The sequence below is a fragment of the Pedobacter sp. AC163 genome, from assembly GCF_979258665.1.
This window is the reverse complement of the sequence record NZ_OZ409872.1, coordinates 2,409,225-2,422,013: the sequence shown is the minus strand read 5'-3', so window position 1 is coordinate 2,422,013 and position 12,789 is coordinate 2,409,225. Positions and strand designations below refer to the sequence as shown.

Below are 12,789 nucleotides of genomic sequence, written 5' to 3'. Positions count from 1 at the left end.
AATTTATTGTTGGTCGATGTGCGATCAATAAATGTCTATTCAATTTAAACATCACCTGATAGTAATTATAAAACGAATATAAATGTTTGAACACAAAATTTGAACACAATGAAACGGAGGTTTCTTACTGAAATAGGGCATCTAGGTCTGATTAATTGACAGGCATTGCGTAATAAAAAAAGCTTTGTGATTTTGCTGAGCGATAATTGAACGAAGCAAAGTGATGTGAGAATGAAATCTTGAATTCACTTCATAAAAAAAAACGTCTCAAATTTCATTGAGACGTTCGAACTAAAATATTTACACTTTTTTAAATTTTTCTTACCCTACCTGAGCCGATGATGGTTTTATCAACACTTGCATCGCCAGAATAACTTAAACTTCCAGAACCGCTGATAAATGCTTTAATTGATTCATCTGCTTTGATGTGAACAGTTCCAGAACCACTTATGGTAGTCGTTAATGCATTTACTGCGAAACTTTTTCCTTCGAAAGATCCTGAACTGCTGATAACAACCTTCGCACGATCGGCGCTGCCTGTGATGTTCAGTGAACCAGAACCGCTAATTACACCGTTGTAATGATCAACATCTGCCGAAGCTTTGATGCTACCCGAACCGCTTATGGTGGTGGTTAAATCGGTCATGCTGATTTTCCCATTAACAACCATGCTACCAGAACCGCTCATGGTTAAGCTAGCTAATTCTCTCGCCGATACGTAAGCGGTTATTTTTTTACCCTCATATTTTCTAGACCAACTAGTGATGCTGTTTTGAGGACGAATAATTAACACATTGCCTTTCACTTCAGTGATGATCGATGAAATCGCTTCAGCATCACCTTCTAAACGGCAACTTTCTTTGCTGCCTAAGGTAACCACAACATTTATTGGTCCGGCGGAAGCGATGCCATTGAAATTGCTAACCTCTCTTTCATCATCATTAACCTTTGATGATTTGATATTAATTTGTTCTTTGGCAATTGCGCTGATACCTGTTGTTAAGGTAAATGCTGCAAATAATAGGGCAAATATTCTTTTCATTTTAGATAGAAGTTTTATAGCCAATTGAGATGGCCTCAATCGGTTGATTAATACGTTTTTCTTATAAGACGATCATTTTATCAAAAAGTTGCATGGCTTACTAAAACTAATTCAATTTTCTGTGTGATTCGTTGGCCCATAGGCATTAAAAATGATCTTGATTATTGTTCCCACAACAGGATAATGAAGCCTCGATTAAATTTCTTTCTGGTTATTAATCGCAGGGTTGTTGCCATCCATCTAACAACAAAGCCCAATGCGTTATGCAATGAGCTTTGTTTTACCTAGGTTTCAATTCTGGCTATCCTTTTTTAATATTAATATAAAATGCAGGATCATTTTTGAAGTTTTCGGCAGTAATGCTTGCATCAACTTTTATAGTTTTCCAATTATTAGTTGGTTTTATCAAGCTATAAACGCCATCTTTTAGGGTTACGCGAACCGGCATGTCAAAACCTTTAACATCCGTTATCCAACGATATGAAAGTGTTCCGTTTTCAATTTTATATTCCAGTAAAGGTATGTTGGTGTGGCGAAGATATTGATCGAAGACTTTATCTAGTTTCAATCCACTTTGCTGAGCAATGTAGTTCTCTATTTGCGCTGTAGTTACCGTTTTGTGGTAGAAGGTTTTATTTAAGCCACGTAAAATCTGTCTGAACTTTTCATCATCATTAATTAACTGACGAATGTTGTGAATAAGATTTGCACCTTTTGGGTACATATCGCCAGAACCTTCTTTATTTACGCCATACGGGCCAATAATTGGAATATCATTGCTAATTCCTTTACGGATACCAATTAGATACTCGCTACCCGATGCCTTACTATCAGTACATTCTGTAAACAGCGTTTCAGAGTAATTGGTAAAACCTTCATGCACCCACATGTCTGCAAGGTCTTTGGTGGTAATATTATTTCCAAACCATTCGTGGCCACTTTCGTGTACGGTGATAAAATCCCATTTTAAACCGTGTCCCGTTCCGCTTAAATCTCGGCCTAAATAGCCTTTTTTAAATTGATTCCCATATGCTACAGCGCTTTGGTGCTCCATGCCTAAGTGTGGCGCCTGAACCAATTTGTAGCCATCTTTATACCATGGATAAGGGCCAAACCAATATTCGAAGCATTTTAACATCGGTTTTACGTCAGCATCCCAATGCGGACGGGCTTTTGCGCTATCCACCTGAAGTGCCCAATAATCAATCGATAATTTTCCATTTTCGCCATCATAACTATCTTTCCAATGGGCGTATTTTCCAATATAGAAACTTACATCATAATTGTTAATTGGGTTGCTAACAAACCAGTTGTACTGTTTGTAACCATCAGGCTTGTCAACCATATTTCTTAATCGGCCATTTGATATTTCTTGCAGTGTATTGGGTACGCTGATGCTAATAAGCATGCTATCCACTTCATCGCTTTGATGATCTTTATTTGGCCACCAAACACTGGCTCCCAAACCCTGACACGCTACGGAAACGAACGGATTTCCTGCAGAATCTTTCTTAAAGATAAAGCCACCATCCCAAGGGGCATTTTTAGCTACCCTCGGATTCCCAGAATAAAAAACAGTAAATCTGTCTTTGCTTCCTTTTTTAATTGTTTTAGGGAAGGTTACAAAAACCGCATTATATTCTCTTGAAAATTTCAATGATGTGTTATTATAAACTACTTTTTCAACCTTCAGATTATCGAAAAGATCAAATTGCAGTTTGTTAAAATCCTGCGTAGCGGTGAAAGCAAATTCATTGCTTCCTGCAACTGATTTTTGGTCGATATCAATTTTCACATCCAGGTGGTAATAATTAATGTCGTAACAAGTTCGTAAGGGTGTAAGCGTTCCGCGTAAACTATCGGCTCTTGAGTTTACTTGATTTTTGCCAAGCATTTGGGCATTTGCGCTTGCAATGCTTAGTGCAATGGAGAGAAGGGTAAGTAGTTTTTTCATTGTTGGCTTGTTTACCACCCCTTTGCCCCTCCTAAAAATAGGAGGGGAGCTGGACAGGGGGATTTAATTATTTTGTGCTTTTATTAATGTTAGTTTTGTTGCATACAATTTAAGCTTTGCCTTTACTCAAGAACGGAGCTCCCCTCCTTATTTTCAAGGAGGGGCTGGGGGTGGTTTTTAATTACTAAAATGCCTTCTAATTTCCTCTAGAACATTTTCTTCGTCGTTAACATCCTTATTTTCAAATCTAATTATTCTTATTCCTAGTTTATTTAATTCAGCGGTTCTTTCATTATCATATTCATCAGAAGCAAACCCATCATGACTACTTCCATCCAATTCTATTCCTAGTTTCTCCGAAGGACAGTAAAAATCCAAAATATAATTTTTTATGCTGTGCTGCCTCCTGAATTTACGTCCATCCAGTTTAGAGTTTTGCAAATATTTCCATAAAGTTGCTTCTGCCGGAGTTAGATTATTTCTTAAATCTTTCCTAAACTCTTTTAGGTATTTTACATTGTGGATTGGCATTATCATTTGTTTTGGCTTACCACCCCTTGCCCCTCCTAAAATAGGAGGGGAGTTGGGCAGTGGGGTTCAATCATTTTGTTCCGTTATTGAAGGTTCTGTTTTTGCTTAAATACTGTTTCTTTTTACCACCCCCTTGCCCTCCTAAAATATGAGGGGAGTTGGACAGCGGGTTTAATCATTTTGTTCTGTTATTGAAAGTTCTGTGTTTGCTTAAATATTGTTTCTTTTTACCACCCCTTGCCCCTCCTAAAATAGGAGGGGAGCTGGACAGCGGGTTTAGTCATTTTGTTGCGTTGTTAAAGTTTCTGTGTTGGGTTAAATACTGTTTTTTCCGCCCCCTTTCCCCTCCTAAAATATGAGGGGAGTTGGACAGTGTGGTTTAATTATTTTGTGCTTTAATTAATGTTAGTTTTGTTGCATACAATTTAAGCTTTGCCTTTATTCAAGAACGGAGCTCCCCTCCTTATTTTCAAGGAGGGGCTGGGGGTGGTTACTTCCATGTTTACTTCAAAACCGAAACCGTTATAAACGAACTGTTTTTTACGTCGTGATAAATTTTGTGTGTTGCTTTTTGGAAATCGCTTGGTTCTGCCTGGTAGATATCCATAAATTTTTGTGGATTACGATCAGCTAAAGGAAACCATGAATTCTGAATTTGAATCATGATTTTGTGTCCTTTTTTGAAAGTATGCGCCACATCTGGCAATGGATAATTCACTTTAGTAATAGCACCAGGAGTAAATGCCTCTGGCTTTTCGAAACTGTTGCGGTATTTACCACGCATAATCTCACCACGAACCAGCATTTCATATCCTCCCATGATAATGTTTTTAGGATTTGGATTCGGGTTTGGTTCATCCTCCGGATAAACATCAATTAATTTAACCACATAGTCGGCGTCTGTTCCGGTAGTAGAAACGACCAGATTCGCCAATACTGGTCCGGTTAGCGTGATGTCTTCTGTTAAAGCATCCGTTTGGTATGTTTTTACATCAGGTCTTCTGGCAGCGAAACGTTGATCATCGATCATGTATTCTCGGGTTCTTCTTGCCTGAACGCCATCCTGGTAAGGTACAGGATTATTCGGATCGCTCACATATTCGTCCCAGCTATCGGTTCTGCCCACTTTTTCAAAGCTCAATTTTCCGTTAGGTTGCAGGTATAAATTTTTAGTTTCAATCTCTTGCGGTGGCCAGCTTGCAAATTTTTTCCATTGGTTAGATCCCGTGACAAAAATGTTCGCTTCGGCAGCGTTAAAATCCCCTTCACCTTTTAGGTAGTGTTTAAAAAAAGGAAGTTCAAACTCTTGTTGATAATCAATGCTTGTTTTAGCTCCGAACTGAATATCGCCAAAAGATGAACCATCAGCTCGTACCCAGCCGCCATGAAACCAAGGTCCAGCCACTAAAATATTGGTAGCTCCTGGATTTTGCTTTTCAATGGCTTTGTACGTATCGAAAGTTCCGTAAGCATCTTCGGCATCGAAGAAACCACCAACCACCATCACAGCTGGTTTAACATTTTTTAAATGCGGGGTAATTAATCGTGCTTTCCAAAAGGTATCTAAGTTTGGATGTTTAAATAAATCATTCCAAAATTTAATGCTATCAGCAAAATACTTTTCCTTTAAGTTTTTTATCGAGCCTGATTCCAAATAAAAGCGATAGTTATCCTGGATAGGAAATTGGAAACCTTTTGGCCCTTTATCTGGCGTTATCGGTTTTGGACGCGGAACACCGAAACTGCTCATAAAACTGAAAGCGTCCATTAAAAACAAAGTGCCACGGTGGTGGAAATCATCACCCATAAACCAATCGGTAACGGGCGCCTGTGGCGAAACAGCTTTTAGCGCCGGGTGCGCATTTGGAAGAGAAGTAGTGGAATAAAATCCCGGATAAGAAATTCCATAAATCCCTGCTTTGCCATTATTGTCTTTCACGTTTTTTATTAACCAATCTATGGTATCATAGGTATCGGTACTTTCATCAATAGCCGTTTTACCTTTTTTGTTAGTTTGTGGCCGAATATCTTCAAAAGTCCCTTCACTCATCCAACGTCCGCGTACATCCTGATAAACGAAGATAAACCCCTCACGAGCCATGGCAGGGAAATTTCCCAGGCTTACTTTATAATTATCGGCACCATATGGAGCAACTGTGTAAGGCGTTCGGTTAATCAAAAATGGATATTTTTTGGATTGATTTTTGGGTATGTAAATGGAAGTGAAGAGTTTAACTCCATCCCGCATGGGTATTTGACGTTCTATTTTAGTGTAGTTTTCTCTAACATAAGCCGAATCAGGTTGCTGAGCCCATAGTGGAGTGGAAATAAACAAACAAAATAGGAGACTTAAAAATCTTGAAAAGTTCATTCAGGTTTGGTTTTTAGTAATAAAATTTAAATATAGGTGATTAGAAATTGATTAGAAAAAACATCCCGTAAAAGGTTTGTTAGCTGCCTGAGAGGTGATCGTCATTGTTCTATCAGAATTTAGTTAAATAATGTTAACGACTAATCTTTCTAACGCTTTCATCGTCATATTTATGATTAATTTAAACACAAACATGAAAAGGTTATTAAATAAAGGAATAGTTGTTTTGGCTGCGGCAGCGATGATGACAACTTTGACTATCGAAAGTGTTTCAGCTCAACGTCCAAGTAGAGGTGGCGGGGGTTCATCAAGTGCTGGAGGCGGTAGGTCAAGCTCCGTTTCACCATCAAGGGGCAGTATGTCGAGACAGCCTTCTATGCAGCCTCCATCAAATAATAGGATGTCGCAGGTTCCCAATAGAGGTTCAAACAGGTCAATAGATCCAGGATTTAGTCGCTCTAATTCGGGCAGGCCTGAACGCTCTGGGTATAGTTACAACAGGTCAGGTTATAATAGACCGGGATTTCGCCCAGGCGGAAATTACCGGCCGGGTTATGGGTATCGCCCAGGTTTTGGAAGACCCTACTATCGACCATATTACAGCTATTATAATTTTTATAGGCCGTTTTTAGGTTTTAGAATTGGCGTTTTACCATATGGTTATTACCCGTTTAATTATGGTCCGAACCAATTTTATTATTCCGGGGGATTATTTTATCAGCAAAATAATAACCAATATGAGGTAGTAGTACCACCAGTTGGAGCAGAAGTACCAAGCTTGCCACAAGATGCAAACCTGGTCACTATTGATGGGGTAGACTACTACGAATATAAAGGCGTTTACTACACTCAAGGTCAAAATGCAGATGGCGCCACCGTTTATATTGTTGCTGGCAAAGATGGCGTGTTAAATACAACTGATGGCCCGGTTGATACCCATCAAATTGGCGAAATTATTACACAGTTGCCCGATGGATGTAGAGAAGTAACCATTAAAAACGAAAAGTATTTTGTTTCTCCTACCGATGTGTATTACGAAGAAGTTGTTGATGGAGATAAGATTTCTTACCGCATCATTGGGAAATTGTTTTAAACCATTCATTGGATAAAAAATTTAGCCGTTTCAATATTAAATTGGAACGGCTTATTTATTTCATCAAATTCTATACTTTTGCCACCAAAACATTTCGATTTGAAAAAAATATTCTCGAAAATCTCCCTTTTCAATTTTGTTGCTATCCTATTGTTTTCTTCGTGTTACACAACAAAAAATGTTGTTGATAGAAATAAGGAAAATTCCATTTCATCAATAAAATTTCTCAGCGAATACATTATGCCTCTTAATGGAACCTTCCAGAACACATTGGTGGGTGGTTTATCCGGTATTGATTATGACACAAAAAACAATCAATATTATCTGATTAGCGACGATCCATCGCAGTTTAGTCCGGCAAGGATTTACACCGCAGCAATTGATATCAAAGAAGATAAAATAGATACGGTTAGATTGACAGGAGTTACCTTCATGCAGCAAAAAGATGGAACGCAATATCCGAAATATCAATACGGTAAAAATTCAAAAGCTGATGGAGAATCTGTTCGCTATAATCCGTTAGAACAAACTTTTGTTTGGAGCAACGAGGGCGAACGACTTTACAGAAAAACAGATACAACTATTGTTCAGCCTGCACTAACATTGATATCTACAACAGGAAAATATGTAGATACCATTCCGCTGCCCGCAGGTTTTCACATCACTAAACAGGAGTACGGCGTTCGTAAAAATGCCTTTTTTGAAGGTTTAAGCTATGCAGATAATTTCAAAACTTTATATGCCAGTTTAGAGGAACCCTTATATCAAGACGGTGAGCAGTCGCATTTCGAATTTGATCGAGCCTTAACAAGAATTGTGAAATTTGATGTAGATAAAAAACAAAATACAGCACAATATGCATACAGATTAGATGCTTTGCCAATTAAGCCGACAGCAGAGAGTGATTGGAATTTGAATGGTATTTCCGAAATTCTGACTGTAAATAATCATACATTATTGGTTATGGAAAGGGCCTGGGCAAAAGGACGCGATGATCATTCCTTCGTGAAACTTTATTTGGTTGATTTGGATGGCGCTGAAAATGTAATCAACAACCCATCTTTTATTGCTAATCCGCCTAAACCATTAAATAAAAAACTGCTTTTCGATTTCGATTCTTTGAATATGCATATTGATAATATTGAAGGAATTACTTTTGGCCCGAAATTGCCAAATGGGAATAATACATTAGTTTTCTGTGTAGATAATAATTTTGGTAAAGCACAAGTTCAACAGTTTTTTCTTTTTGAAGTAATCAGATAATCTGAAACCCATAGGTTAGAGTCGAAAACCCGAGTCGGAAATCAAATGCCAAGCGGAAACCAATTTTAATCTATGCAATCAATCCTTAGAAAATATGAGTAAAATAAAAGCGCTGCTATTTGATTTAGATGGAACATTAATTGATTCCGAAAAGTTTCACTTTGATTGTTGGAATGAGTTTCTTTCCCCATATCATGTGGTGCTTGATTTTAAGGATTGGCTGAGCAATTATGCTGGTATTCCTTTGCCTCAAAACGCAAAAACGATTATCAGCAAATATAAAATAGATGCAGATCTGGATGACTTTATCGAGCGAAGAGAGCAACTCACCTTCGATGGATTTAGAACAAAAGATATTGCCCTAATGCCATTTGCGTTAGATTTTGTTCAATATTTCTACAATAAAGGATTTATCTTGGCCGTGGTTACTGCAAGTCCGAAAATAGATGTAGATGCGGTTTTTGCGAGAAATGGATTGGCTAAATATTTTACTTTGTTTGTCACCCGAACCGATGTAACGAAAAGTAAACCTGATCCTGAAAGTTACAATATTTGTGTTCAAAAACTGGGGCTCCAGAAAGAGGAATGTATTGTATTTGAAGATACTATAAATGGTGTAAAATCGGCAATGGCAGCTGGAATAACTACCTATGCCGTTCAAAATAATGTTAGGGCTCACCAAAAGTTAAAAATCGCAGATCAACTATTTTTAAATTTCGCTCACGTAAAAACTTATATTCTCGAGCATGGAATTTTCTAGGGTCTTTAGCTTTTAAAATGCAGTGTATATTGGCCTAAGCCATCTTAAGGCTACACAGATTAAAACAAGGTTAGATATTTCAATATCAATCCTTTTTCATTGTAAAATTGTGCTTTTTCCATTGCAGCTTAGCGCTTTTGACTTTCAGCTTTCCGCCTTTTTTCCCTACCTTTGACTAATCAAAATTCTCAAGAAATTATGCAATACGATGTCGTTGTTATCGGTTCAGGGCCGGGCGGTTATGTTGGCGCAATCCGTTGTGCTCAGTTAGGGTTAAAAACTGCCGTTATAGAAAAATACAAAACTTTTGGAGGTACTTGCCTTAACGTTGGCTGTATTCCATCGAAAGCTTTATTAGATTCTTCAGAGCATTACCACAACGCTGCTCATACTTTTACCACTCATGGTATCGATTTAAAAAACCTGAAAGTAAATATGCCTCAAATGATCGCTCGTAAAGACGATGTTGTTGCACAGAATACTGCCGGGATCACTTATTTATTCAAGAAAAACAAAATCGATTCGTACGAAGGTGTGGGTTCTTTTGTAGATAAAAATACTGTTTTAATCACTAAGGCAGATGGTTCTACTGAAACGTTAACAGCCAAAAACGTAATCATTGCAACTGGTTCTAAACCTACTACATTACCATTTTTGCCAATTGATAAGAAACGTATCATTACCTCAACCGAGGCTTTAAATATCAAAGAAGTTCCAAAATCGATGGTGGTAATCGGGGGTGGAGTTATTGGTTTAGAATTAGGTTCGGTTTATGCCCGTTTAGGCACAAAAGTTTCTGTGGTTGAATTTTTGCCATCTATTATTGCAACTATGGATGCAAGTTTGGGTAAAGAACTTCAACGTGTATTGAAGAAAAACTTAGGCATGGAATTTTACATGGGCCACAAAGTTACCGGCGCAACCACAAAGGGGAAAACGGTTACTGTAACTGCTGAAAATCCAAAAGGCGAAACTATTTCTTTAGATGCCGATTATTGTATTGTAGCGGTTGGCCGTACGGCTTATACTGAAGGTTTAGGTTTAGATAAAATTGGAATCACTATTGAAGAAAGAGGTAAGAAAGTTCCGGTAAACGAGCATTTGGAAACTTCTGTTCCGGGTGTTTATGCCATTGGCGATGTAATTACTGGCGCAATGTTGGCCCACAAAGCCGAAGATGAAGGGACTTATGTGGCGGAAACTATTGCCGGACAAAAACCACACATCAATTATAACCTCATTCCAGGCGTGGTTTATACCTGGCCAGAAGTTGCATCTGTTGGTTTAACAGAAGAGCAATTGAAAGAAAAAGGTACAAAATATAAAGCAGGCTCATTCCCGTTTAAAGCTAGCGGACGTGCAAAAGCGAGTATGGATACCGATGGTTTTATCAAGGTTTTGGCTGATGCCGCAACAGATGAAGTTTTAGGTGTGCATATGATTGGTCCACGTGCTGCGGATATGATTGCTGAGGCCGTTATTGCGATGGAATTCCGTGCTTCTGCTGAAGATATTGCCCGTACTTGCCACGCTCACCCAACTTACACGGAAGCGTTAAAAGAAGCGGCTTTGGCTGCTACTGATAACAGAGCGATACATATTTAATATAAAACCTTGGTTTGTGTCCTCACAAACCACATATAAAATTACAAAGCCGATAAGAGATTATCGGCTTTTTTTGTGAAACTGGTTTTTTAATTAACATCATTTTTATTGCAACAGGAAGATCTCTCAAAGATTTTTTAAAATTTTGGGCATGCCCCAAGCTGCGCAAGGGTCGGGCTATTCGTTCCAATCTTTTTGTTGACCTTCGACTACGCTCAGGATCACAACAAAAAGGATTTCCACTGCTATCCCTCATGCAAAACCCATCGCATATCATCCAAAATATTTGCGCTAGTTTATTGGTTCTTTGCGCTAAACGCTATGCTCTAAACTCCAAACACTAAACACTAAACTCCAGACTCCCTACTTGTAATTTTACTCTTTGTTCTTTAATCTTTGCTCCTTACTCCCTTTTATCCCAATTCCTTAACAAAATGATAACAAATACCAACTGAAAAACAGCGTTGTTCAAATTTATTTTTGCGGTTCAGATATTAAATAAACCATGAATTGTAAAAAACTTTTCGTTGCCTTATTGGTTGCAACGATTGCTTTAAGCGCCTGTAAAAAAACAACAGAACCGATAGATACAGAAGAGCCGATTGTGGCAGAAGATATTGCAAGTTTTAAAGAAACAGCCTCAGTAGATTTGGGTGGCGAAACTGCAGCAGAAATCACCGCTTACGATCCTTCAACTAAGAAGCTTTTTGTGGTGAGCAACGATGGTGGTGCTAAAGTTGAAGTGTTAGATTTAGCCAGTTATCCTACAGTGACCAAAATAAAAACACTCTTATATGCCAGTAACGCAGGGATTAACAGTGTTGCAGTGAGCAATGGTTCATTGGCTATTGCCTTAGATGGTGCAAATAAACAAGGCAATGGAGATATAGTAATATTGAAAACATCAGATTTGTCAGAAGTTAAAAAAGTGACAGTTGGCGCTATGCCCGATATGGTAACTTTTAGCCCTGATGGAAACTATATTCTTTCTGCAAACGAAGGTGAACCAAATGACGAATATACTGTAGATCCAATAGGGACGGTTTCAGTGATTAATATCAAAGATAATTATTCAGTTAAAACTTTAGATTTCTCGGCTTTCGAATCGCAAAGAGCAACTTTGGTGGCGGGCGGTTTTAGAATATATGGTCCGAAAGCAAGTTTTGCTCAAGACATTGAACCGGAATATATTGCAGTAAGTTCCGATTCGAAGAAAGCTTATGTAACCTTGCAGGAAAATAATGGTGTTGCCGAAGTTGATATCATTGCCGGAACGATTACTAAAATTACTCCGCTAGGAACAAGAGATATAAGCTTGGCCGAAAATGCCTGGGATGTCAGCGACGACGAAAAAAGCGGAAAGAAGATTCAGCTGGAAAACTGGCCAATTAAAGCTTTCTACTTACCAGATGCCATTTCTTATTTCAGCACTGGCGGTACATCTTATTTAGCATTAGCGAATGAAGGTGATACGAGAGCATGGAAAGGTTACGATGAAGAAGCAAGAGTGAAAAGTTTAAAGCTAGATCCAACAAAATTTCCTTCGGCGGCAACTTTGCAATTAGATGCTAACTTGGGTAGATTAACGGTAACAAAAGCCTTTGGCGATACAGACGGGGATGGAGATTACGATGAACTTTATGCTACTGGCGGAAGAAGTATGAGCATTATCAACGCAAATACAGGTGCACTAATTGCAAACGTAGGTAAAGATCTGGAACAGCAGGTTATCGATGCTGGCAAATACGATGATACCCGATCGGATAATAAAGGAGTTGAAGTTGAAGGTGTTACAGTGGCAGAAGTAAACGGCAAAACCCTGGCTTTTATCGGTATGGAACGGGTAGATATGATTGCAGTTTATGATGTGAGCACACCGTCTGCCCCTAAATTTGTTCAGTTGTTTGGTACAGGAGATGCCCCGGAAGGTTTATTATTCGTAAAACCAAAAGACAGTCCGAATGGAAGAAGTTTACTTATTGTTGCCAGCGAGGGCGATGGTGTAGTAAAATTTTTCCAACCGAATAGAATATAAATATCATTTCTACCTATAATTAAAAACCGCCTTCTTGGCGGTTTTTTTATTTTTAACCGTAGGCTCGAATTAAAATAATTATACCACTTGGTTTTATTAAGTTAAAATGATAAATACATCTTTCAATTCCCATTT

Annotated in this window: 9 protein-coding genes; 5 read left to right on the top strand and 4 right to left on the bottom strand. The window is 38.3% G+C overall.

Annotation, left to right across the window (positions count from 1 at the left end; genetic code table 11):
* Positions 1-310: 310 nt before the first annotated feature.
* From ACZZZK_RS10305 to ACZZZK_RS10290, 4 genes are all read right to left on the bottom strand, one after another.
* Positions 311-1,042, bottom strand: coding sequence for a head GIN domain-containing protein (locus tag ACZZZK_RS10305; protein WP_463484049.1), 732 nt, complete (start codon positions 1,040-1,042; stop codon positions 311-313).
* Positions 1,043-1,343: 301 nt separating this feature from the next.
* On the bottom strand, positions 1,344-2,996 hold the full coding sequence (locus ACZZZK_RS10300) for a M1 family metallopeptidase (protein ID WP_463484048.1): 1,653 nt from the start codon (positions 2,994-2,996) through the stop codon (positions 1,344-1,346).
* 177 nt (positions 2,997-3,173) lie between these two features.
* Positions 3,174-3,527 carry an endonuclease domain-containing protein gene (locus ACZZZK_RS10295; RefSeq protein WP_463484047.1) on the bottom strand — a complete coding sequence of 118 codons (354 nt, stop codon included), beginning with the start codon at positions 3,525-3,527 and terminating at the stop codon, positions 3,174-3,176.
* A gap of 502 nt (positions 3,528-4,029) precedes the next feature.
* Positions 4,030-5,898 carry a CocE/NonD family hydrolase gene (locus ACZZZK_RS10290; RefSeq protein ID WP_463484046.1) on the bottom strand — a complete coding sequence of 623 codons (1,869 nt, stop codon included), beginning with the start codon at positions 5,896-5,898 and terminating at the stop codon, positions 4,030-4,032.
* A gap of 193 nt (positions 5,899-6,091) precedes the next feature.
* Here ACZZZK_RS10290 and ACZZZK_RS10285 point away from each other — a divergent pair, with 193 nt between their 5' ends.
* The 5 genes from ACZZZK_RS10285 to ACZZZK_RS10265 all read left to right on the top strand — a co-directional run bounded on the left by ACZZZK_RS10285 (position 6,092) and on the right by ACZZZK_RS10265 (position 12,654).
* Positions 6,092-6,991, top strand: coding sequence for a DUF6515 family protein (locus ACZZZK_RS10285; RefSeq protein WP_463484045.1), 900 nt, complete (start codon positions 6,092-6,094; stop codon positions 6,989-6,991).
* A gap of 99 nt (positions 6,992-7,090) precedes the next feature.
* Positions 7,091-8,254, top strand: a complete 1,164-nt coding sequence (locus ACZZZK_RS10280; RefSeq protein ID WP_463484044.1) for an esterase-like activity of phytase family protein — start codon at positions 7,091-7,093, stop codon at positions 8,252-8,254.
* A 94-nt stretch (positions 8,255-8,348) separates the two neighbouring features.
* Complete coding sequence (locus ACZZZK_RS10275) at positions 8,349-9,014, top strand: HAD family hydrolase (protein ID WP_463484043.1); 666 nt, start codon at positions 8,349-8,351, stop codon at positions 9,012-9,014.
* A 198-nt stretch (positions 9,015-9,212) separates the two neighbouring features.
* Complete coding sequence (gene lpdA / locus ACZZZK_RS10270) at positions 9,213-10,619, top strand: dihydrolipoyl dehydrogenase (RefSeq protein WP_463484042.1); 1,407 nt, start codon at positions 9,213-9,215, stop codon at positions 10,617-10,619.
* 505 nt (positions 10,620-11,124) lie between these two features.
* Positions 11,125-12,654, top strand: coding sequence for a choice-of-anchor I family protein (locus ACZZZK_RS10265; protein WP_463484041.1), 1,530 nt, complete (start codon positions 11,125-11,127; stop codon positions 12,652-12,654).
* The last annotated feature ends 135 nt before the right edge of the window (positions 12,655-12,789 follow it).

What these genes read in the sequence shown, in the direction of transcription:
- ACZZZK_RS10305 (WP_463484049.1), bottom strand. Translation starts at nt 1,042, where the DNA reads ATGAAAAGAATATTTGCCCTATTATTTGCAGCATTTACCTTAACAACA.
- ACZZZK_RS10300 (WP_463484048.1), bottom strand. Translation starts at nt 2,996, where the DNA reads ATGAAAAAACTACTTACCCTTCTCTCCATTGCACTAAGCATTGCAAGC.
- ACZZZK_RS10295 (WP_463484047.1), bottom strand. Translation starts at nt 3,527, where the DNA reads ATGCCAATCCACAATGTAAAATACCTAAAAGAGTTTAGGAAAGATTTA.
- ACZZZK_RS10290 (WP_463484046.1), bottom strand. Translation starts at nt 5,898, where the DNA reads ATGAACTTTTCAAGATTTTTAAGTCTCCTATTTTGTTTGTTTATTTCC.
- ACZZZK_RS10285 (WP_463484045.1), top strand. Translation starts at nt 6,092, where the DNA reads ATGAAAAGGTTATTAAATAAAGGAATAGTTGTTTTGGCTGCGGCAGCG.
- ACZZZK_RS10275 (WP_463484043.1), top strand. Translation starts at nt 8,349, where the DNA reads ATGAGTAAAATAAAAGCGCTGCTATTTGATTTAGATGGAACATTAATT.
- lpdA (WP_463484042.1), top strand. Translation starts at nt 9,213, where the DNA reads ATGCAATACGATGTCGTTGTTATCGGTTCAGGGCCGGGCGGTTATGTT.
- ACZZZK_RS10265 (WP_463484041.1), top strand. Translation starts at nt 11,125, where the DNA reads ATGAATTGTAAAAAACTTTTCGTTGCCTTATTGGTTGCAACGATTGCT.